This is a genomic window from Dactylosporangium sp. NPDC049525, from assembly GCF_040676755.1.
GTDB lineage: Bacteria > Actinomycetota > Actinomycetes > Mycobacteriales > Micromonosporaceae > Dactylosporangium.
The window spans coordinates 195,283-215,742 of record NZ_JBFAPO010000003.1 but is presented as its reverse complement, the minus strand read 5'-3'; the positions used below and the strand labels follow the sequence as shown (position 1 = coordinate 215,742).

General features: G+C 71.8%; 20 protein-coding genes. 10 read left to right on the top strand and 10 right to left on the bottom strand.

Features of this window, described 5'->3' with window-relative positions; translation table 11 throughout:
* The first annotated feature begins 127 nt into the window (after window positions 1–127).
* Window positions 128–457, top strand: coding sequence for a TIGR02611 family protein (locus AB0K00_RS07660; protein ID WP_363516983.1), 330 nt, complete (start codon window positions 128–130; stop codon window positions 455–457).
* Window positions 458–761: 304 nt separating this feature from the next.
* Window positions 762–1,118: an Lsr2 family protein gene (locus tag AB0K00_RS07655; protein WP_203852988.1), complete on the top strand. Its 357-nt coding sequence runs from the start codon at window positions 762–764 to the stop codon at window positions 1,116–1,118.
* Window positions 1,119–1,255: 137 nt separating this feature from the next.
* On the opposite strand, the gene AB0K00_RS07650 is transcribed toward AB0K00_RS07655, so the two are convergent.
* The 9 genes from AB0K00_RS07650 to AB0K00_RS07610 all read right to left on the bottom strand — a co-directional run bounded on the left by AB0K00_RS07650 (window position 1,256) and on the right by AB0K00_RS07610 (window position 11,954).
* Window positions 1,256–2,371 carry a LacI family DNA-binding transcriptional regulator gene (locus AB0K00_RS07650; protein WP_363516980.1) on the bottom strand — a complete coding sequence of 372 codons (1,116 nt, stop codon included), beginning with the start codon at window positions 2,369–2,371 and terminating at the stop codon, window positions 1,256–1,258.
* 37 nt (window positions 2,372–2,408) lie between these two features.
* Complete coding sequence (locus tag AB0K00_RS07645; protein WP_363516978.1) at window positions 2,409–3,239, bottom strand: carbohydrate ABC transporter permease; 831 nt, start codon at window positions 3,237–3,239, stop codon at window positions 2,409–2,411.
* Window positions 3,229–4,113: a sugar ABC transporter permease gene (locus tag AB0K00_RS07640; RefSeq protein WP_363516975.1), complete on the bottom strand. Its 885-nt coding sequence runs from the start codon at window positions 4,111–4,113 to the stop codon at window positions 3,229–3,231. The genes AB0K00_RS07645 and AB0K00_RS07640 overlap by 11 nt, the downstream gene beginning before the upstream one ends.
* Window positions 4,114–4,124: 11 nt before the next feature.
* Window positions 4,125–5,405 carry a sugar ABC transporter substrate-binding protein gene (locus tag AB0K00_RS07635; RefSeq protein WP_363516972.1) on the bottom strand — a complete coding sequence of 427 codons (1,281 nt, stop codon included), beginning with the start codon at window positions 5,403–5,405 and terminating at the stop codon, window positions 4,125–4,127.
* Window positions 5,406–5,450: 45 nt separating this feature from the next.
* Window positions 5,451–7,094, bottom strand: coding sequence for an FAD-dependent oxidoreductase (locus tag AB0K00_RS07630; protein WP_363516969.1), 1,644 nt, complete (start codon window positions 7,092–7,094; stop codon window positions 5,451–5,453).
* Window positions 7,091–8,083: a LacI family DNA-binding transcriptional regulator gene (locus AB0K00_RS07625; protein ID WP_363516966.1), complete on the bottom strand. Its 993-nt coding sequence runs from the start codon at window positions 8,081–8,083 to the stop codon at window positions 7,091–7,093. The genes AB0K00_RS07630 and AB0K00_RS07625 overlap by 4 nt, the downstream gene beginning before the upstream one ends.
* A gap of 138 nt (window positions 8,084–8,221) precedes the next feature.
* Entirely contained in the window at window positions 8,222–10,402 is a 2,181-nt protein-coding gene (locus AB0K00_RS07620; protein WP_363516963.1) for a xanthine dehydrogenase family protein molybdopterin-binding subunit, read from the bottom strand.
* Window positions 10,399–11,403, bottom strand: a complete 1,005-nt coding sequence (locus AB0K00_RS07615) for a xanthine dehydrogenase family protein subunit M (RefSeq protein ID WP_363516960.1) — start codon at window positions 11,401–11,403, stop codon at window positions 10,399–10,401. Before AB0K00_RS07615 ends, AB0K00_RS07620 begins: the two co-directional genes overlap by 4 nt.
* Window positions 11,400–11,954, bottom strand: coding sequence for a 2Fe-2S iron-sulfur cluster-binding protein (locus tag AB0K00_RS07610; RefSeq protein ID WP_363516957.1), 555 nt, complete (start codon window positions 11,952–11,954; stop codon window positions 11,400–11,402). The genes AB0K00_RS07615 and AB0K00_RS07610 overlap by 4 nt, the downstream gene beginning before the upstream one ends.
* A gap of 111 nt (window positions 11,955–12,065) precedes the next feature.
* Between AB0K00_RS07610 and AB0K00_RS07605 the strand changes: the two genes are divergently transcribed.
* Both AB0K00_RS07605 and AB0K00_RS07600 read left to right on the top strand, forming a co-directional pair.
* On the top strand, window positions 12,066–12,779 hold the full coding sequence (locus AB0K00_RS07605; RefSeq protein WP_363516954.1) for a class I SAM-dependent methyltransferase: 714 nt from the start codon (window positions 12,066–12,068) through the stop codon (window positions 12,777–12,779).
* A 61-nt stretch (window positions 12,780–12,840) separates the two neighbouring features.
* Window positions 12,841–13,815: an SDR family NAD(P)-dependent oxidoreductase gene (locus AB0K00_RS07600; RefSeq protein WP_363516951.1), complete on the top strand. Its 975-nt coding sequence runs from the start codon at window positions 12,841–12,843 to the stop codon at window positions 13,813–13,815.
* Here AB0K00_RS07600 and AB0K00_RS07595 read toward each other — a convergent pair.
* Window positions 13,801–14,292 carry a rhodanese-like domain-containing protein gene (locus AB0K00_RS07595; RefSeq protein ID WP_363516948.1) on the bottom strand — a complete coding sequence of 164 codons (492 nt, stop codon included), beginning with the start codon at window positions 14,290–14,292 and terminating at the stop codon, window positions 13,801–13,803. The two genes, AB0K00_RS07600 and AB0K00_RS07595, sit on opposite strands and share 15 nt — an antisense overlap.
* A gap of 70 nt (window positions 14,293–14,362) precedes the next feature.
* Here AB0K00_RS07595 and AB0K00_RS07590 point away from each other — a divergent pair, with 70 nt between their 5' ends.
* The 6 genes from AB0K00_RS07590 to AB0K00_RS07565 all read left to right on the top strand — a co-directional run bounded on the left by AB0K00_RS07590 (window position 14,363) and on the right by AB0K00_RS07565 (window position 20,460).
* Window positions 14,363–15,457, top strand: a complete 1,095-nt coding sequence (locus tag AB0K00_RS07590) for a helix-turn-helix domain-containing protein (RefSeq protein WP_363516945.1) — start codon at window positions 14,363–14,365, stop codon at window positions 15,455–15,457.
* 53 nt (window positions 15,458–15,510) lie between these two features.
* Entirely contained in the window at window positions 15,511–16,815 is a 1,305-nt protein-coding gene (locus AB0K00_RS07585) for a DUF222 domain-containing protein (RefSeq protein ID WP_363516942.1), read from the top strand.
* A gap of 11 nt (window positions 16,816–16,826) precedes the next feature.
* Window positions 16,827–17,621: an ABC-2 family transporter protein gene (locus AB0K00_RS07580; RefSeq protein ID WP_363516939.1), complete on the top strand. Its 795-nt coding sequence runs from the start codon at window positions 16,827–16,829 to the stop codon at window positions 17,619–17,621.
* Window positions 17,614–18,420, top strand: coding sequence for an ABC-2 family transporter protein (locus tag AB0K00_RS07575; protein WP_363516936.1), 807 nt, complete (start codon window positions 17,614–17,616; stop codon window positions 18,418–18,420). The genes AB0K00_RS07580 and AB0K00_RS07575 overlap by 8 nt, the downstream gene beginning before the upstream one ends.
* A complete protein-coding gene (locus AB0K00_RS07570) occupies window positions 18,417–19,352 on the top strand; it encodes an ATP-binding cassette domain-containing protein (RefSeq protein WP_363516934.1) in 936 nt (311 codons plus the stop codon). Before AB0K00_RS07575 ends, AB0K00_RS07570 begins: the two co-directional genes overlap by 4 nt.
* Before the next feature lie 112 nt (window positions 19,353–19,464).
* Window positions 19,465–20,460: an ABC transporter ATP-binding protein gene (locus tag AB0K00_RS07565; protein WP_363516931.1), complete on the top strand. Its 996-nt coding sequence runs from the start codon at window positions 19,465–19,467 to the stop codon at window positions 20,458–20,460.

Here is a 20,460-nt window from a genome sequence, read left to right as displayed (position 1 = left end):
GGCGGACGGGTCGGGCGTTACGCCTGATACCGGACCGCTTGGCTCCCCACCGGGTGACTTGCGGCGTGTCGCTGCGTCGCAGCGGGGCCGGGGAGCGGGTATTGGCACGGGTATTGGGGCTCGGCTCTTGAGTTGGCGCGAACGGCTCTATGCGACCAGGATCGGCCGCTTCGGTGTGAAGATCGTGGTCGCGGTCGTGGGCACCCTGGTCATCGCCGTCGGCGTGGTGCTGCTGCCGCTGCCGGGGCCCGGCTGGGTCGTCATCCTGGGTGGCCTGGCGATCCTGGCCATGGAGTTCCACTGGGCCCGGCGGCTGCTGGCGTTCACCCGTCGGCAGTTGCTGCGCTGGACCCGCCTCGTTCGGGACGGCTCGTGGCTGGTGCGGATCGTCTCCGTCGGCGGTCTGCTTCTCGTCGTCGGTGCGGCGTTGCTGCTCTCGCTGCGGATGCTCGCCTGACTTCACGACAGCGATCATGCTGCTGTCGAGGATGAGCCAAGGACATCCGGGCCGGGTGATCGGTGCGAGCCGTGTGATCTGCGCCGGATCTGCGTTGCCGCCTTAACCGATTGTGCGCGTTTCATGTTGTCTGCGTTTCGTGACGCACTGATTCAGCGCCAGGTGCGCGAGAACGGTACGGTGGGAGTAATCTCGCCCGGTATCAGGGCGTAGTATCCCGCTGAGTATCTTGGTTCGTGTCCGAATGATGCGACGCCGTGTCGATGATGCGGCGCATTGGCAGCACCTGAAAGAAAGGCCACTCATGGCAAAGCGCGTCATCCACGAGCTGATCGACGACATCGACGGCAAACCCGCTGCCGAGAGCATCGTGTTCGCGCTCGACGGCGTGCAGTACGAGATCGACCTGTCCGCCTCCAACGCAGCAAAGCTGCGCGACGCCGTCGCCCCCTTCGTCGCCGCCGCGACGAAGATCGGGCGTGGTGGCGTGGTCAGCACCGTGCGCGGGCGCGACGTGCGCGGCCGGGGCGTCACCCGCGGCGACCGCGACCAGAACCGTGCCATTCGGGAATGGGCGCAGGCCAAGGGGATCGACGTTTCCGACCGGGGCCGGATCAAGCAGGACGTGGTGGACCGCTACCACGCCGAGGCCGGCCGCTAAACACGGTCAACCCGCACGCCGGCTCACGCAGCCACCCGCACCGAATTACCACGAGTTGAGAAGCCGGTCGATGCAGTGACGCATTCCGGGGAAAACGCGATCGAGCCGCGGCCCAGCAGGGTCGCGGCTCGTCGCAATCATCGCCGGGAAACGAGGGTCTGGCCGGCGTGGATAGCGCAGGGCAGCAGCCGCTGCACGACAGTGCCGCCAGCGGCACCCGCTACAGCGCCGGCCACAGCGACTCCCTCGATCGCGGCGGTCAGCTGCTCCACTGCCTGCCAGCCCATTTCCCGGCGCGGGATCCGCACCCTGGTGATCGTCTCGTCGAGAGGCCCGGCGCCGCTCGGCTCGCCGAGGGCCGCCATCGACAGGTCTCCGGGCACCGACCAGCCCCGCGCGCGGGCCGCCGCGAGCAGCGCCGCCGCGTCCGCGTACTCCTCCAGGAGCACCGCGGTAAGCCGCTCCCGCTCGATCGCGTCGAGCCAGCCGTGCAGCGGCAGCTGGTTGTGGGGCGGCTGCTGGTTGTGGGGCGGCTGCTGGTTGTGGGGCGGCAGGTGGACGGTGCCGCCGGCCGCCTGGAAGCCGCGGAGCCGGTCGGCGTGCGACTCGGCGGGCCCGCCGCTGCCGAGGTACCCGATGCGGGTGTGGCCGAGCTCGTGGGCCCGCTCGACCAGCGCCGCGACCGCGGCCGGGTAGTCGGCGCCGACGTAGGGGACCGGGCCGCCCGCGTCGTCCCGCCGGCCGACGGACACGAACGCGTGCCCTTCACCGACGAGCCGGACCAGGTCGTCGCGGTCGACCCGCCGGCCGAGCAGGATCGTGCCGTCCGCGATCCCGATCCTGCTGTCCGCGTGGAAGATCTTGCGCCCGCCAGCGCCACCATCTGCGCCGCCGCCAGCGCCTCCTGCGCCGGACACCTGCGAGCTCGACGTGAACAGCAGCAGGTCGCAGCCGAGCTGCTCGGCCCGCTGCTCGATGCCGACCAGGAACGGGTGGTAGAAGTCGGCCGCGGTGCTGGGGAACACCGGCTCGTACGTGAACACGCCCAGGATCCGGTTCCGCCCCGACACGAGCCGCCGGGCGACGGGATCGGCGACGTAACCGGTGGTGCGGATCGCGTCGAGGACCCGCTGCCGGGTCTCGGGCGCGATCCGCACGTCGTCACCGCTGCGGTTGTTGAGCACCAGCGACACTGTCGCCTGGCTCACTCCCGTCATCCGCGCGATGTCCCGCTGCGTGACTCGTCTGCTCACGGTCGAAGGTGTATCACCCTTTGAGGCCCGTGTGGGCTCAGCCTTTGAGGCCCGTATGGGCCAGGCCTTCCACGAACTGGCGCTGCGCGATCACGAACACGACGAGGACGGGCAGCGCGGTCAGCGAGGCGGCGGCGAGCTGCACGTCCCACATGGGGCCGCCGTACGCGTCGACGTACTGCGTCAGCGCCTGCGGCAACGTGAACTTGTCCTTGCTCGACAGGTACACCACCGGCTCCAGGAACAGGTTCCAGCTGTTGAGGAACGTGAAGATGCCGACCGCCCCGAGCGCCGGGCGGGCCAGGGGCAGGGCGATGCGCCGGAACGTGGCGAACCGGCCGAGCCCGTCGACGCGGGCCGCCTCCTCCAGCTCCTTCGGCAGGGTCACGAAGAACTGCCGCATGATGAACGTCGCCAGGACACTCGGCGCGCCGAAGATCGGCACCAGGATCAGCGGCCAATGCGTGTCGATCATGTCGAAGCGGTTGAACAGCTGGAACAGCGGCACGATCGTCACCTCGCTCGGGATGAGCAGGCCGGTGAGCACCACCACGAACAGCACGTTCTGCCCGGGGAAGCGGATCCGGGCGAACGCGTACCCGGCGAGGGACGCGACCGCCATGGTGCCGACGGTGACGATCGCGGCGATGTACAGGCTGTTCCAGTACTGCTCCGCGAACGGCTGCAGCTCGAACACCTTGCGGTACGCGTCGAAGTGCCATTCGGAGGGCAGCAGCTTCGGCGGGTACGCGAAGATCTCGCTCGTCGGCTTGAACGACGACGTGACCATCCACCAGGTCGGGAACACGAACGGCACGCAGAGCACCGACAGCAGCCCGTACACGAAGACTTTGCCTCTACTGCTCATGGACGACCCACTTCCGGCGCAGCTGCCACTGGACGAGGGTCAGGGCGAGCACGATGAGGAACAGCAGGATGGCCAGGGTCGAGCCGTAGCCGAAGTGATGGAACTGGAACGCCTGCTGGTAGAGGTAGTAGACGAGCACGGTCGTCGAGGTGCCGGGGCCGCCCTGGGTGAGCACGGCGATCTGCGCGAACACCTGCAGCGACCCGACCACCGTGATGATCGACGTGAGCAGGATCGTGGGGCTGATCATCGGTACGGTGATGCGCCGGAACCGGTCCCACGCCGTCGCGCCGTCCAGCTGCGCCGCCTCGTAGAGCTCACCCGGTACACCCTGCAACGCGGCGAGGAACAGCACCATGTTGAGCCCGACGTTCTTGAACACCTGCACCGCGATCACGGACACCATCGCGGTCGGGCCGGTCCGCAGCCAGTTCGGGCCCTCGATGCCGACGGCGTGCAGCAGGCCGTTGATGCCGCCGTTGGACTGCAGCAGGAAACCCCACACGATCGTCCAGGCGACGAGCGACACGACGACCGGGGAGAAGAACAGCGTCCGGTACACCGTGAGCCCCCGCAGCCGCTGGTTGAGCAGCACCGCGAGCAGCAGCGCCAGGCTGAGGTTGAACACGACGAGCCCGACGGAGAAGATCCCGGTCGCCCGCAGCACCGACGGCAGCGACGGGTCGTCCAGCAGCGCCTGGTAGTTGTCGGTGCCGACGAACTCGAAGCTGTCGGCGAGCACGTTCCACTCGTGCAGGCTGTACCAGAGCACCATGCACAGCGGCGCGAAGACGAAGACGGCCGAGCCGGCCAGCTGGGGGGCGATGAACAGCCACCCGGCCAGCCGGTCCGCAGTTCTGGATTTCAGCTTCACAGATGTTCAGCTCACTGCTTCGCCAGTTGCGGGGCGATCTTCGCGCACACGCCGGACAGCACCGCCTTGACGTCTGCCTGCGGCTGCCACAGCGGGTCGAGGCTGGCGCGGACGGTCTGCGACAGCTCGGCGAACCCGGCGTGGCTGGGGCCGACCGCGCCCTTGGTGATGCCGTCGACGACGACCTTCTGCAGCTGGTCGGGCTTGAGCAGCGGGTTGGTCTTGGCGAGGGTCTCCGCGGTCTGCTGCGAGGTACGCGGCGGCGGGAAGTACGCGGCGAGCTTCGCCGAGTTCGCGGGGCTGGTCATGAAGGCGAGGAACTCCTGCGCCGCGGCGGCGTGCTTGCCCTTCTTGAACACCCCGATGCCGGCCTGGCCGAACACCGCGTAGTCGCCGACCTTGCCCTTCGGCAGCGGCACCAGGTCCCAGCCGAACTGGTTCTTCAGCAGCGACGCCCGGCTGATCTGGGTGATCGTCATGGCGGCGTCGCCGGCGAAGAAGTCGGCGCTGACACCGGGGCCTGGCAGGGCCTTGTCGGTGAAGATCGCCTTGTGCAGCGTGGTCATCGCATCGACCATCTCGGGCTGGTCGAACCCGCAGGTCTTGCCGTCGGCGCTCCACGCCTGCGCGCCCCAGCCGCCCCAGAAGCTGGCCAGGTTCTGCCACGACTTGTAGTCGAAGTCCCGCACGACGAGGCCGGCCTTGCCGGTCGCCGCGTTGACGGCGGACGCGGTCTGCAGCGCGGTGTCCCAGGTCCAGTTCCCGGCCGCGATGAGCTCCGCGGGAGTGGGCTTCCCGGCCTTCTTCACGAGGTCATTGTTGACGAACACCCCGAACGGCGAGGTCGAGAACGGGTACGCGTACAGCTTCCCCTGCTGCTGCCAGAGCTTCATCGGGCTCGCGCCGAGGTCCTCGTACTGGTACCCGGGCGTCTTCTTCAGCGTGTCGTCGAGGGGTACCAGCGCGCCGGAGGAGACGAAGTCGGGCGCGGAGTTCTCCAGGATCCAGGCGAGGTCGGGCTGGTTCCCGCCGGCGATCTGGGTGGTGAGCGCGGTGGTGTACGTGTCGAACGGCAGCGAGTCGAACTTGATCTCGGTGACGTTCGGGTGCGCCGCCTTGTACTCGCCGGCGATCTCGTTGAACAGCTTCAGGTGGGCCTCGTTGGCGGTCCAGATCGTCATGCGCAGCGAGACCGGTCCGGTGTCCTTCGGGGCCTCGTCGTCGCCTGAGCCGCACGCGGTCAGGCCGAGCAGCGCGGCGGTAGCCACTGCTAGCGCTGTTTTCAGTCGCATCGGAATCTCCTGCAGGTGTCGGGGGGGGTCAGGGTGTTGGGGGTGTCAGTAGCCGGTGACGTCGGGCCAGGCGAGCTCGACGCCGTCGGCGGTCAGGCGGGACTGGAACGCGGCGAGCCGGGCGGGGTCGTCGCGGACGGCGCGGGGGGTGGTGCGCCGGCCGCGGTCGGTCTCGTCCAGGCAGAACGCCGCGAGGGCGCCGGCGGCCTCGCCGATGTTCCACTCGACGGGGTGCAGCCGGTAGCAGCCGTTGGTGATGTGGGTGGTGCCCAGGTTCTTCGCCGCCGGCAGGAGGTTCTCGACCCGGCGGGGCAGCAGCGCGCCGAGCGGGATCTGAAACGGGCTGGACGGCACGTCGATGTACGTGTCGCCGCCCGTGGACGGGTGCAGGTCGATGCGGTACATGCCGACACCGACCGAGTCGGAGTACGTGACGCTGCCCTTGTCGCCGCGCACGGCGTAGGACAGGTCCTGCTCCACGACGGTGTAGTCGGCGAGGATGCGCCGCGACTCGCGGATGTACGGCGCCTGCGCCAGGCCGCTCCCGGTGCCGGGTCCCGTGCCCGGTCCCGTGCCGGTCACGTCGCCGCGCAGGCGCAGGCCGGGCCAGCCGGTGCCGCCGTCGGGGCGGGGCGCCTCGGTCTGCAGCCAGTACAGCACCGACAGGGACAGCTCACGGGCCCGCGCCAGGTGCTCCCCGGCGTCGGGTACGTCGATGACCGGCGACTCGAAGTAGTCGATCATCGGCCAGTTGACGAGCGTGATGTCGCTGGCGTACGCGCCGGGCGTGAACAGGTTCCTGGCCGCGATCCGCCGGAACGTCCACAGGTTCGCGTCGCCCGGGTTGAGTCGCTGGTCGGCGACGACACCGACCGGGTTGTCGTCGGGGTTCGGGGTGAAGCTGCGCTCCGAGACCTCCAGGGTCCGCGGGTGCGGGGACCGCCACGACAGCAGCGGGCCGCCCCAGAACGGCGGCGTGTACGCGCGCCAGAACCCGTACGCGTTGGGCCGGTCGATCGTGTGGTCGCCGTCGACGTGATCGATCGCGAAGCACACGGAGACGGCCTGCATGTTGCCCGGCTGCGCGACCGGCGGGGCGCTCGGCTCGCCGGTGTCGTCCTGCGACTCGAACCCGGTCACGTACTCGGTGCCCGTCAGCGGCAGCAGCTCGCCGGTCTCGGTCGCGTCCAGCACGTACCGCGCCGTGATCGTGGTCGTCCCGTCGCCGTCGCGGTGCCGCCCGGTGACCGCGGTGACCCGGTCGCCGTCGGTCTCGGCGCTCGTCGCGATCCACGGCTGCAGGACGGTGAGGCGGCCGGCGCCACGGTACGGCTGCAGCATCGCCTCCAGGACCGCCTTCGCGACGGCGGGCTCGTGGCACAGCCGGCTGACGCCACCGGCGCCCGGGTTCAGGTGCGTCCAGCGCCGGGCGGCGTCGGTGAGCGGGTAGTAGCGCCGGTAGTACTCGCGGATCCCGTCGCGCAGCGCCCGGTAGCTCGCGGTCACGCCGAACTGCTCGACCCAACTGTGCTCGTCCGGCGGCACGGCCTGGCTGGTGAGCTGGCCGCCGAGCCAGTCGTACTCCTCGGTGAGCACGACCGTCCGCCCGGCCCGCAGCGCGGCCAGTGCCGCCGCCACCCCGCCGAGTCCGCCGCCCACGACGAGGACGTCCGCCGCCAATTCCTTCACGTGCTCTCCTTGCTTGCGCTTGCGCTTCTCAGGGTTTCACCGGGCACGAGCTCGCAGGCGAGCAACGTCTGCCTGGGTGCGGTGCCGTTGACGATCTCGGTGAGGTGGTCGACCGCCTGCCAGCCCATCTCGCGGCGCGGGGTGCGGAACCGGGTCACCTCGACCGGCGGGGGCGTGGCGCCCGCCCGGGTCGGCTCGCCGAGCACCACGACGGACACGTCGCCGGGCACGTCCCGGCCGTGCGCGAGGAGCACCGCGATCAGCTCGGCCGCGTCCGCGGGCTCTTCGAGGAAGATCCCGGTGACACCGGCGGCGAGGACCCGGCGGACCGCGTCGGTGAGAGTGTCGTCCCGGCGTGGCTCATGGGTCGCGAACACGCCGGCGGCCAGGCACGCGTCGGCGAAGCCACGCAGCCGGTCCAGGTGCGACTCGGCGGGGCCGCCGGTGCCCACGTACGCCAGGCGCCGGTGCCCGAGCCCGACCGCCGCCGCGACCAGGGCGGCCGTGGCGGCGCCGTAGTCCGCGCCGACGTAGGGCACGTCGGGGGAGTCGCGGCGCCCGACGCTGACGAACGGGTGGTGCTCCGCGACGAGCCGGGCCAGCTCGTCCCGGCCGATCGAGCGGCCCAGCACGATGCAGCCGTCGGCGAGCCGCATCCGGTGCGGGCCGGAGGTGAACAGCAGCAGGTCGCAGCCGAGCTGCTCGGCCCGCTGCTCGATGCCGACCAGGAACGGGTGGTAGAAGTCGGCGGTCGCGCTGGGGAACACCGGCTCGTAGGTGAACACGCCGAGGATCCGGTTGCTGCGGTCGGCGAGGCGCCGCCCGACGACGTCGGCGACGTAGCCGGTGGCGCGGATCGCGTCGAGCACCCGCTGCCGCGTCTCCTGGGCGATCCGGACCGCCCCGCTGTCGTTCAGGACCACGGAGACGGTCGCCTGGCTGACGCCGGTCATCCGCGCGATGTCGCGCTGCGTGACTCGACGTCCCACGGGGATCTCCTTGGCTAATGCGTATCAGCAAGCTCTGGGCACGAATCGTGCGCCGGAGCCCGCTGGCCCGTCAAGCCGTGGGAGAGGTTTCGTTACCCGTTCGCGTCAGTTACTAATACGCATTAGCTCGCGCTTCTGTCAGGAAGATCTGCGCTTGGCGATCATCTGCTCCAGGCCGATCGGGAGCTCGCGGACGCGGATGCCGGTCGCGTGGTGGACCGCGTTCGCGACGGCGGCCGCCGTGCCGACGATGCCGATCTCGCCGATGCCCTTCACGCCCATCGGGTTGAGGTGCGGGTCGTGCTCGTCCAGCCACGCGACCTCGATCCGCGGCACGTCCGCATTGACCGCCACGTGGTACGCGGCCAGGTCGCCGGTCACGAAGTCGCCGGTGCGCGGGTCGAGCACGGAACGCTCCAGCAGCGCCGCCGACAGGCCCATCGTCATCCCGCCGAGCAGCTGCGACCGGGCCGTCGTCGGGTTCACGATCCGCCCGGCGGCGAACACGCCCAGCAGGCGGTCGACCCGTACCTCACCCGTCACCGTCGACACGCGCACCTGGCAGAACTGGGCCCCGTACGCGTGCCGCGAGTATGCGTCCTGCTGCTGGTCGCGGATCTCCAGGTCCGTGTCGGCGCGGACGGCGACGCCGCCGGCGGGCACCCGGCCGCCGTGGTCGCGTTCGATCTGCTCCCGCAGCAGCCGGCACGCCTTCGTCACCGCCCAGCCCCACGACGCGGTCCCCATCGAACCGCCCGCGACGGTGGCCGGCCCGATCGCCGAGTCGCCGACGGTGATCGCCACGTGTGGCAGCGGCACGTCGAGGGCGTCGGCGGCGATCTGGCGCAGGACGGTGCGCGCACCGGTACCGATGTCGGCGGCGTTGACCTCCACGTCGAACCGGTGGTCGGCGGTCGCCCTGGCCAGGGCCGTCGACGGCCACGTCAGCGTCGGATACGTCGAGGCCGCCACCCCGGTGCCGACCAGCCACTCCCCGTCGCGGCGCACCGCCGTCCGCGGGTCGCGCAGGACCCGGCCGGACGCGTCGGTCCAGCCGAACCGTTCCGCGCCGTCGCGCAGGCACTCGACCAGGTGCCGGCTGGAGAACGGGATCTGCTCCTCCGGGTGTACGGGCGGCTCGTTGTCGATCCGCAGCCGCACCGGATCCCAGTTCCCGGCGAACGCCAGCTCGTCGATCGCGGACTCGAGGGCGAACGACCCGGGGCACTCCCCGGGCGCCCGCATCCACACCGGCGTCGGCACGTCGAGGGCCACGACCCGGTGCGTCGTGAGGCGGTGCGGGGCCGCGTACATGTGCCGGGACAGCACCGCGCTCTGCTCGACGAACTCGTTCAGCTGTGACGTCTGGCTGACCGCGTCGTGCCCGATCGCGATGAGCCGGCCGTTCGCGGTCGCGCCGAGCCGGACCCGCTGGATCGTCGGTGTCCGGTAGCCGGCGATCGCGAACAGCTGCTGCCGGGTGAGCGCCAGCTTCACCGGCCGGCCGACGAGGCGCGCCGCCATCGCCGCGACGACCACGTTCACCTTGGCCGAGGCCTTGCTGCCGAACCCGCCGCCGACGTGCTCGTTGATGACCCGGACCGACTGCGCCGGCAGCTCGAACATGCCGGCGAGCGCGTCGCGCGCCCACGTGGACGCCTGCGTCCCGTCGAAGACGACGAGGCAGCCGCGCTCCCAGAACGCGGTCGACGCGTGCGGCTCCATCGCGCAGTGGTGCTCGGCCGGCGTGCGGTACGTCGCGTCGATCCGCACCGCGGCGGCGGCGAGCCCGGCGTCGACGTCGCCGATCGCGGACCGCGCCGGGTAGCCGCCGTTGACCTGCACCGGCTGGTACAGCGCCGGATGGTCGATCCGCAGGACGGTGTCGGCGGTGGTGCCGTTCTCCCGGACCCGCACCAGCTCGGCCCCGGCCCGCGCGGCCTCCGGCGACGTCGCCACGACCACCGCGACGATCTGCCCGCGGTACGCGATCCGCGGCGACTGCAGCGCCATCAGCTCCGGGTCGCCGATCGGTTCGAGGCGCGGCGCGTTGCCGTGCCAGAGCACCCCGAGGACCCCGTCCTCGGCCAGGGCCCGCGACGTGTCGACGTCGACGACGACCCCGCGGGCCACCGTCGACTGGACCACCCACGCGTGCGCGGCACCGGGCACCGGATGGTCGACCGCGTACGGCGCCCGCCCCGTCACCTTCTCCCACGCCTCGAGCCGCGGGCTGGCGACCCCGACGCTGGGTTGCTGGGTTTGTGGCTGCTGGGTTTGTGGCTGCTGGGTCTGTGACTGGGTGTGGGTGCTGGTCACCAGCTGGCCTCCGTCATCCCCCGCAGGACGCCGACCGTCAGGTTGCGGATCAGTGGCACCTTGTATGCGTTGTCCCGCAACGGTTTCGCCGCGGCGAGCTCCTCGTCCGCGGCCTGTTCGAAGTTGTCGACCGTCGCCGGCTTGCCCCGCAGCGTCCGCTCCGCCACGTACGCCCGCCACGGCCGGTGCGCCACCGCCCCGTACGCCAGCCGCACGTCCTGCACCATCCCGTCGCGCACGTCGAGCGCGGCCGCGACCGACCCCGCGGCGAACGCGAACGACGAACGGTCCCGCACCTTCCGGTACGTCGACGTCCGCGCGATCGGAGTCGCCGGCAGGACCACGGCGGTGATCAACGCACCCGGCGGCAGGTTCGTGTCCCGCTCGGGCCGGTCGCCGGGCAGCCGGAAGAACTCGTGCACGCTCATGCTCGCCGCCCCGTCCGCGGTCAGCAGCTCCACCCGCGCGTCCACGAGGGCGAGCGCGACCGCCAGGTCCGACGGGTTCGTCGCGATGCACTGCGGTTGCTGCGCAGTGCCCACACCCGTGCCCAGCACCGCCAGGTCGCGGTGCTCGCCGTTCAGGGCGGCGCAGCCGGCGCCCGGGCGCCGCTTGTTGCACGACTTCGTGACGTCGACGAAGTACCGGCACCGGGTGCGCTGCAACAGGTTCCCGCCGATCGTCGCCCGGTTGCGCAGCTGCGCCGACGCCCCCGACAGCAGCGCGAGCGCCACCGCGGGGAACCTGGTCCGCAGCACCGGATCGGCGGCGAGGTCACTGTTCGCCGTGAGCGCCCCGACCCGCATCCCGCCGTCCGGCAGCGCCTCGATCTCCCGCAGCGGCAAGCCGGTCACGTCGACCAGCAGCTCGGGTGCGGTGACGCCGAGCTTCATCAGGTCGACGATGTTCGTGCCGCCGGCCAGGAACGCCGCCCCGGAACGGGCGACGGTGGCGACCGCCGAGTCCGCCGCCTCGACCCGCTGATACGCGAACGGCTTCACTGCGCTGCCACCGACTGCTGTGCCATCGACTGCTGGGCCGCTACTTCTTCGATGGCCGCCACGATGTTGACGTACGCGCCGCAGCGGCACAGGTTGCCGGACATCCGCTCACGGATCTCGTGCTCGTCGAGCTTGGCTCCCTCGACGGTGGCCTCGTCCAGCATGCCGACGGCGGAGCAGATCTGCCCCGGCGTGCAGAAGCCGCACTGCAACGCGTCGTGGGCGACGAACGCCTCCTGCATCGGATGCAGCGACGGCTGCTCATGCGGTGGTATCGCGGTCTGGATCGTGGTGCGGCTGCTGAGCCCCTCGACGGTCGTGACCGCGGCGTCCTGGCAGGTGACCGCGAGGACCAAGCAGCTGTTCAACCGCCGGCCGTCGAGCAGGACCGTGCACGCGCCGCACTGCCCGTGGTCACAGCCCTTCTTGGTACCCGGTAGGGCCAGCTGTTCGCGGAGCACGTCGAGCAGGGTCGCCCGGTTGTCGACGCGCAGCTCGTGCGTGTGCCCGTTGACGCAGAACGCGAGATCGTTCGTGAACTGTCCTTCCACGCTGTGCTCCTGCCCACGGGCGGCGCGTCCATGCGTGCCGGGCGCCATCCACTGGCCTGCGACCCCACGAAGTCACCCGAACTGTGGGACCGTGGGTCCGTGGACGGTGCGGTGACCAGAGACGGCTGCCCCGTCGACCTGTACCCGCTGCTCCCGCCGACCGGTGAACCCGCGCTCATCCACGCGGCGATCCCGCCCGGCGCGGAGATCCTCGAGCTCGGCTGCGGCGCCGGCCGGCTCACCCACCCGCTGATCGACCTCGGTCACCCGGTCACCGCCGTCGACAACTCCGCCGACATGCTCGCCCACGTGCGCGGCCCGGCGGGGCTCCTCGGCACCGTCCTCGCCGACATCGAGACACTCGACCTCGATCGGCGGTTTCCAGCGGTACTGCTGGCAAGTCACCTCCTCAACACCCCCGACGACCGGCTGCGCGGCCGGCTCCTCGCCGCGTGCCGCCGGCACCTCGCGGCGGACGGCCGGGTCCTGATCCAGTGGCTGCCGCCGGCCTGGTTCGACCGGGTGTTCGCCGACATGCGCCCCGTCACCGGCCGCATCGGCCGCATCGAGGTGACCGACACCCCGCTGTCCCACGACGGCACCGTGCTGCAGGCGATCTGCACGTACCGCCTCGAGGACGGCACGGTCCCGCCTTCTGGCACCCTCCCGGAAGGCGTCACGCTCCCGGAAGGCGGCGTCTGGTCGCACCGGTTCGCCACCCGCCGGCTGAGCCGCGCCGACCTGCACGCCGCCCTGGCCGGCGCGGGCCTGCGCTTCGAACGCCACCTCGACGCCGGCCGCCACTGGCTCACCGCCGCGGTGTGAAAACTGCACGAACCGCGGTGCCCTTGACCTCAACCGTGCTTGAGGTTTCAAGCTGGAGTGCATGAAGGCGATCGAGGTGGCCCGCTTCGGCGGTCCGGAAGTCCTGGAACTCCGCGAAGTCCCAGACCCTGTCCCCGGCTCGGGCGTGGTCCTCGTCGACGTGGACGCGGCGGACACGCTGTGGCTGGAGACGATGGTCCGCTCCGGTGGCGGCGGCGCGTACTTCCCGGTCACGCTGCCGTACCGCCCGGGCGTCGGTGTCGCCGGTGTCGTGTCCGGCACGGCCGGCCGGCGGGTGGTCGCGCGGCTGGGGCACGCCGGCGGCGGATACGCGACCCGCGTCGCCGTCCCCGCGGACGCCCTCGTCGACGTCCCCGACGGCGTCGACGCTCAGACGGCGGCCGCGGTCCTGCACGACGGCGTTACCGCGCTCGCCCTCATGGACATCGTGAAGATCGTCGCCGGTGACCGTGTCCTCGTCACCGCCGCCGCGGGCGGCATGGGCGCGCTGCTCGTCCAGCTCGCGAAGGCCGCCGGCGCGACCGTCGTCGCCGCCGCCCGCGGCCCCGCCAAGCTCGACGCGCTGCGCTCACTGGGCGCAGCGGGTTCAGCGGGCTCACTGGGTCCGGACGTTGTCGTCGACTATGGCGTCGCCGACTGGACCGACACGGTGTGGGAGACGGTCGGCGGCCTCGACGTGGTCCTCGACGGCGCCGGCGGCGACTACGGCCGCGCCGCGTTCGACCTCGTCGTCGAAGGCGGCCGGTTCTCCGCGCACGGCACCCCGGCCGGCGGGTTCGCCACCGCCGACCCCGACGTCGCCCGGTCCCGTGGCATCACCGCGACCGGCCTCGAAGCCGTCCAGCTCGGCCCCGAGCGGTTCCGCGCGTACCTGATCCGCGCCCTGGCCGACGCCGCCGCGGGCCGGTTCACGCCGCTCATCGGGCAGACGTTCCCACTCGAACGCGCCGCCGACGCCCACGCCGCGATCGAGTCGCGCACCGCGATCGGCAAGACGGTCCTAACAGTCACATGAGACAGCCCACCTCGGCGCGGTGAGATCGTCGGCCGGGCGCCGGTCCGGCCCGGTCGACGACTCGAACGTGAAGCCCTCGCGCACCCAGTACTCGTACCCGCCGAGCATCTCCTTCACCTGGTAGCCGAGCTTCGCGAACTCGAGCGCCGCCCGCGTCGCACCGTTGCAGCCGGGCCCCCAGCAGTACGTGACGACCAGCACCTCGACGCCCTCGGCACCGGTGGGCACGACCTCGGCGGCGCGGCCGGCGATCTGCGCCGTCGGCAGGTGCACCGCGCCGGGCAGGTGCCCCTGCGCCCACGCCTGTGCGCCGCGCGAGTCGACAACGACGTACCCCGGCGTGCCCGCCTCCAGGGCCGCGTGCACGTCACTGACATCCGTCTCGAACCGCAGCCGCTCGGCGAAGTGACTGACTGCGGCAGTGTTCTGCGTTACTGGGTTCTGGGTTACTGGGTTCTGCGTCGCTGTGTTTGGCATGCGTTCAGCGTGCGACGGTGTGCGCGGCTCGAACAGTGGCGTGAATGCCACTGTCCGCTAAGATCGCGCCATGGCGTCCGCGACGGTTCCCGCTGCAGCCGACCTGTCCGTGGCCGACCTGTCCGTGTCTGTGCTGGTGTACCCGGGCATGTCGGCGTTCGAGACCGGCATCGTCACCGAGGTGTTCGGGCTGCCGAGGCCCGAGTTCGAGCGCCCCTGGTACCGGCTGGCGGTCTGCGCGCCCAGCGACGCGCCCGTCCCGATGATCGGCGGGGCGACCCTCACCACGCCATTCGGGCTGGCCGAGTTCGCGGCCGCCGGCACCGTCATCGTCCCCGGCGTCGCGGACGTGCGCGCCGACCCGCCGCCCGCGGTCCTTGACGCGCTGCGCACCGCGTACGCGCGCGGCGCCCGCATCCTGTCGATCTGCTCCGGCGCGTTCGCGCTCGCAGCCGCGGGACTGCTCGACGGCCGCCGCGCCACGACCCACTGGCGGTACGCGGAGCTGCTGCAGCGCCGTTTCCCCGCCGTACACGTGGATCCCGGCGTCCTCTACCTCGCTGACGGTGCTGATGATGTTGACGGGGCTGACAATGGTGCTGGCGGCGTCGTGTGGACCAGCGCCGGCAGCGCGGCCGGCCTGGATCTGTGCCTGCACGTCATCCGCGCCGACCACGGCGCCACGATCGCCAACGCCGTCGCCCGGCGGCTCGTCGTGCAACCCCACCGTGACGGCGGCCAGGCCCAGTTCATCGAGGCGCCGATGCCGGCAGGCAGCGCGAACTCCGGCGACGGGCTCAGCGGGCTCGGCGACGACCGCATCGCCCGCAGCGTGGACTGGGCGCTCGCGCACCTCGCCGAGCCGCTCACCGTCGACGTGCTCGCCCGGCAGGCGCACATGTCGCCACGGACGTACCTGCGGCACTTCACCCGCTCGACCGGCACGAGCCCGATCCGCTGGCTGATCCGGCAGCGGGTCCAGGCGAGCCTGCCGCTGCTCGAGTCCACCGGCACCCCGATCGAACAGATCGCGACGGCGGTCGGGTTCGACACGCCGGTGACGTACCGGCATCACTTCGCGAACATGATGCGCACCTCGCCGTCCGCGTACCGGCACGCGTTCCGCACGCGATCCCACGGCGAGCCGGCGAACAGCGCAGAGTAGCGGGCCGGTCGCAGTTCGAAATTCGTGTCGTACCCGCGGTTTAGGTTGCGGGGGTGGATGCGGTGCTCGCGGTGGTGGACTCGGCATTGGGCGACGGCCCGATGTCCGAGCCGTGGGCATGGTCCGACGACGAGCTCGGCGCCCGCGTCGACCTGGTCTACGCGCACCTGCAGCGGGTCTCGGCCGCGCATCTCGCCGTCGTCCGCGAGATCCAGGGCCGTGGGCTGCCGGCGCGGCAGGGCATGACGTCCGCCGCGCAGTGGCTGCACCAGCGGCTCCGCATCACCACGGGCCTCGCCGGGCGGCTGCTGCGGCTCGGGCAGGCGCTCGACAGCGACGAGCACGCCGCGACGGCCGACGCCCTCGCGGCCGGCGCCGTCAACGTCGAGCAGGCCGAGGCGATCGTCGACCTGCTCCGCCAGCTGCCGGGGCAGCACCGCGCGGAAGGCGAGTCGCGGCTGCTCGAGGAGGCCGTCCACTCCGACCGGCACGGGCTGCGCGAACGCGCCGGCCAGCTGCTCCACGAGCTCGACCCCGAGGAGGCCGAGCGCCGCGAGGCGCACGCCGCCGAGCGCGAAGCGGAGCGGGCGCACCTGGCGAGGTCGTTGACGTTCCATGACGTGCCAGGCACCCAGCAGACCCGCGTCCGCGCCGTTCTCGAACGCGCCGAGGCCGCCCTGCTCCGCGAGACGCTCGACGCACAATGCGGCCCCGGGCGCGACGCCGACGCGGTCCTCCGCACGCCGCGGCAGCAGCGGGCCGACGCGTTGATGGAGCTGTGCAGGATCGCGCAGTTCACCGGCTCGCTCCCCACGAACGGTGGCGACCGGCCGCAGGTCGCGGTCATCGTCCCGTTCGAGACGCTGCTGCGCCAGTCCCAGGGCAGCGCGGCGCAGGGCCGCGGATTCCAGGGCGGCACAGCGCAGGGCAGTGCGGCGCGGCTCGACGACGGTTCGCCGATCAGTGCCGAGACCGCGCGGCGGCTCGCGTGCGACGCGATGATCCTGCCCGTGGTGCTCGGGTCGCGGGGCGAGATCCTCGACGTCGGCCGCGAGCAGCGGCTGTTCACCACGGCGATCCGCCGGGCTCTCGCGTTGCGCGACGGCGGCTGCGCGTTCCCCGGCTGCACCAGGCCCTCCCGCTGGTGCGACGGGCACCACATCGTGCACTGGGCCGACCACGGTCCGACCAGCGTCGACAACGGCGTGCTGCTGTGCGGCGTACATCATCGTCTTGTGCACCACGGTGACTGGCAGGTGCGGCTCAACCCCGCCGACCGGCTGCCCGAGTTCATCCCGCCGGCGTATATCGACGGGGCACGGACACCCCGTCGCAACACGTTCCATCCACGCAGATAGCGTTACGCGCTGTGCGCCTCTGGTTGACGCTCGTCGGCATCGGTTTCCGGCGATGGTCGACCTACCGCCTCGCGGCGTTCGCCGGCGCGTTCACCAACAGCGTGTTCGGCCTGATCCGCGCCGGCGTCATCACCGCGACCGTCGCCGCGGCAGGTGGCACGCTGGGCGGCTACGACGCGCTGACCGGCGTCACCTACGTCTGGCTCGGCCAGGCGCTCATCGGCCCGGTCTTCTTCTTCGCGTGGAGCGAGCTGGCGCAGCGGATCCGCACCGGCGACGTCGCCGTCGACCTGGCCAGGCCCGTCGACCCGATGCTCGCCTACCTCGCCGCCGACCTCGGGCGGGCCGCGTTCGTGTTCCTGCCCCGCGGGCTGCCGCCGCTCGCCGTCGGCGCCGCCGTGACCGGGCTGGCCCTGCCCGGCGACCCGACCGCATACGTGCTCGGCCTGCTCAGCGTCGCGTTCGCGGTCGTCGTCTCGTTCGCGTGCCGGTGGCTGGTCAACCTGACCGCGTTCTGGCTGCTCGACCTGCGCGGCCCGATGACGCTGTACCTGCTGGTCACCAACATCCTGTGCGGCCTCGCCGTGCCGGTGCAGTGGTTCCCGGGCTGGCTCGCGACGGTCGCCGCGGCGACCCCGTTCCCGTCGATGCTGCAGACCCCGATCGACGTGCTCATGGGCCGCCACGCCGGCTGGGACGCGGTGCGGCTGCTCGCCGTGCAGGTCGCGTGGGCCGCCGGGCTGCTCGTCGCCGGCCGCCTCATCTTCACGCTCGGCACCCGCAAGCTGGTGATCCAAGGTGGTTGAGAACCCCTACGTGGTGCTGGTGCGGCTGCGGATGCGGGCGCAGACGGTGTACCGCGGGTCGTTCGCGATCGAGGTCGTCGCCAGCCTCGGCGCGACGATCAGCGGCTTCGGCGAGATCTACGTCATCTTCGCCAACGTGCCGGCGCTCGGCGGGCTCGACTTCGCCGCGGCGGTGCTGGTGTTCGCGATCGGGCACGTGTCGTTCAGCATCGCGGACCTCGTCGTCGGGCATCTCGACGCGCTGCCGAACTACCTGCGCAACGGCACGCTCGACGCGTTCCTGCTGCGGCCGCTGCCGATCCTCGCGCAGCTGATCACGGCCGAGATCTCGTTGCGGAGGTTCGGGCGGACCGCGGCGGGCTCGGTACTCGCGGTCGTGGCGCTGGCGCACTCCGACGTGGCGTGGTCACCGGCGAAGGTGGCGCTGCTCGCGGTGACCGTGTGCGCCGGCGCGGCCCTGTTCGCGGCCCTGTTCGTCGGGGCCGCCGCCGTGCAGTTCTGGCTGGTCGAGGGCGCCGAGTTCACGGCGTCGTTCGTCTACGGCGGAAACTACGCCGCGCAGTTCCCGACGAGCGTGTTCGGCACGCCGGCCCGGGTGCTGTTCACGTTCGTGGTGCCGGCGGCGTTCGTCGCGTACCTGCCGGTGCTGACCCTGCTCGACATCCCCGGCAGCCTTCCCGGCGGCATCTCCGGCACCGCGATCGGCTGGTGCTCGCCGATCGCCGCGGCGGCAGTCTGGGTGGTGGCCCTGCTCGGCTGGCGGGCGGGCCTGCGGCACTACACGGGGGCTGGATCATGAACGGCGACATCATCGCCACCGACGGGCTGCGGCGGGTGTTCGGCGCGAAGACGGCGGTCGACGGGTTGACGTTCAGCGTGCCGCCGGGCGCCGCCGTCGGGTACATCGGCGCGAACGGCGCCGGCAAGTCGACGACCATCAAGATGCTCACCGGCATCCTCAAACCGACCTCCGGCTCGGCGCTGACCTGCGGCCTGGAGCCGCTGCGGCACCGGCGGCAGCTGGCCCGCCGGATCGGGGTCGTCTTCGGGCAGCGCAGCCAGCTGTGGTGGGACCTGCCGCTGCGGGACTCGTTCCGGGCACTGGGCGCGATCCACCGGCTGGGCCGCGACCCGCTGCGCGAGCGGACCGACGAGCTGGTCGACCGGCTGGACCTCGGCGAGTTCGTGGACACGCCGGTACGGCAGCTGTCGCTCGGGCAGCGCATCCGCGGTGAGGTCGCCGCGGCGCTGCTGCACGAGCCGGAACTGCTGATCCTCGACGAGCCGACGATCGGCCTGGACGTGCTGAGCAAGGAGCGGCTGCGGGTGTTCCTGACCGAGCAGCGGGCCCTGCACGGCACCAGCCTGCTGCTTGCGACCCACGACATGGGCGACGTGCGGCGGCTCACCGAACGCATCCTCGTCGTCGACCACGGCCGGCTCGCGTTCGACGGCACCTTGGCCCAGCTGGTCGAGCAGGTCGGAGCCGAACGCATCGTGGTGCTCGACCTCACCGACCCGGCGCCGCCGCTGGACGGCATCCCCGGCACCCGCCTGGTCGGGGTGGAGGCCGGCGGGCTGCGGCAGCGGCTGTCGTTCGGCCCGGGGGAGACGACCGTCGCGGCGATCCTGACCGTCGTGGCGCAGCGGCAGCACGGGGTGCACGACCTGACGATCGAGGAGCCGGACATCGAAGCCGTGGTGCGGCGGCTGTACACCTCCGGACCGTGACACCCCCTGGCCGTGGCACCTCCTGACTGGGGATTCGGGCAGGACATTTGTCACGGCCGGCGCGCGACACACGAATCTGCCGTCACCGGAAGCCGGACCCTAGCGTCGAGGCATGAGCACGATCGAGCTGGATCACGTGTCGTACGCCTACAGCAACACCCGTGGCAGCAACACCGGCAGCAACACCAACGGGGGTGTCCCCGCCGTGCAGGACGTGTCGCTGCACGTCGGGGCGGGTGAGGTCGTCGCGATGCTGGGGCCGAACGGCGCCGGCAAGTCCACGACCCTGCTCTTGCTGCTCGGCATGCTGCCGCCGCGCACCGGCACCGTGCGGCTGTTCCGCGGCGCCGTCGAGCGGGCCGTCGCCGGCGGCCGGGTCGGCGCGATGCCGCAGGCCGGCGGGGTGCCGCCCAGGGCGAGCGTCGGTGACCTGCTCGAGTTCCTGCACGCGGTGTACCCGCGGCCGATGCCGGTCCGCGAGGCCCTCGACCTCGCGGACCTCGGCAAGCTGGCGGGGCGCACCGTGGAGCGGCTGTCCGGCGGGCAGCAGCAGCGGCTCCGCTTCGCGATGGCCGTCATCGGCCGCCCCGACCTGCTGATCCTCGACGAACCCACGGCGGCGCTGGACGTCCAGTCCCGGCGGGCATTCTGGACCGCGATCCGCGCCTACGCCGCGCAGGGCCGCACCGTCCTGTTCTCCACCCACCACCTGGAGGAGGCCGACGACAACGCAGACCGGATCGTCGTGCTGGACCGGGGTCGGGTGATCGCCGACGGCACCGCCGCGAGCGTGAAACAACGGGTCGGCATTCGCACCGTGAGCGTGGCGAACGACGTCTCCGATGCCGGGTTCGCGCGGCTGCCCGGTGTCGTCGCGGTCGCGGACCGGGGCGGGCGGGTCGTGCTCACCACCACGGACTCGGACGCGACGGTGCTCGCGCTCGCCGCCGCCGGCCTGCTCCGCGACCTCGAGGTCACCGGCGTCGGCCTGGAAGAGGCGTTCCTGTCCCTCACCGCAGCACCGATCAACACAGCACCGATCACCAAAGCGCCCAACAACACAGCGCCCATCAACACCACACTCACCACCACAGCAGTAGGAGTCTGA

What these genes read in the sequence shown, in the direction of transcription:
- AB0K00_RS07600 (WP_363516951.1), top strand. Translation starts at nt 12,841, where the DNA reads ATGAAGGCGATCGAGGTGGCCCGCTTCGGCGGTCCGGAAGTCCTGGAA.
- AB0K00_RS07595 (WP_363516948.1), bottom strand. Translation starts at nt 14,292, where the DNA reads ATGCCAAACACAGCGACGCAGAACCCAGTAACCCAGAACCCAGTAACG.
- AB0K00_RS07570 (WP_363516934.1), top strand. Translation starts at nt 18,417, where the DNA reads ATGAACGGCGACATCATCGCCACCGACGGGCTGCGGCGGGTGTTCGGC.
- AB0K00_RS07590 (WP_363516945.1), top strand. Translation starts at nt 14,363, where the DNA reads ATGGCGTCCGCGACGGTTCCCGCTGCAGCCGACCTGTCCGTGGCCGAC.
- AB0K00_RS07645 (WP_363516978.1), bottom strand. Translation starts at nt 3,239, where the DNA reads ATGAGCAGTAGAGGCAAAGTCTTCGTGTACGGGCTGCTGTCGGTGCTC.
- AB0K00_RS07655 (WP_203852988.1), top strand. Translation starts at nt 762, where the DNA reads ATGGCAAAGCGCGTCATCCACGAGCTGATCGACGACATCGACGGCAAA.
- AB0K00_RS07635 (WP_363516972.1), bottom strand. Translation starts at nt 5,405, where the DNA reads ATGCGACTGAAAACAGCGCTAGCAGTGGCTACCGCCGCGCTGCTCGGC.
- AB0K00_RS07565 (WP_363516931.1), top strand. Translation starts at nt 19,465, where the DNA reads ATGAGCACGATCGAGCTGGATCACGTGTCGTACGCCTACAGCAACACC.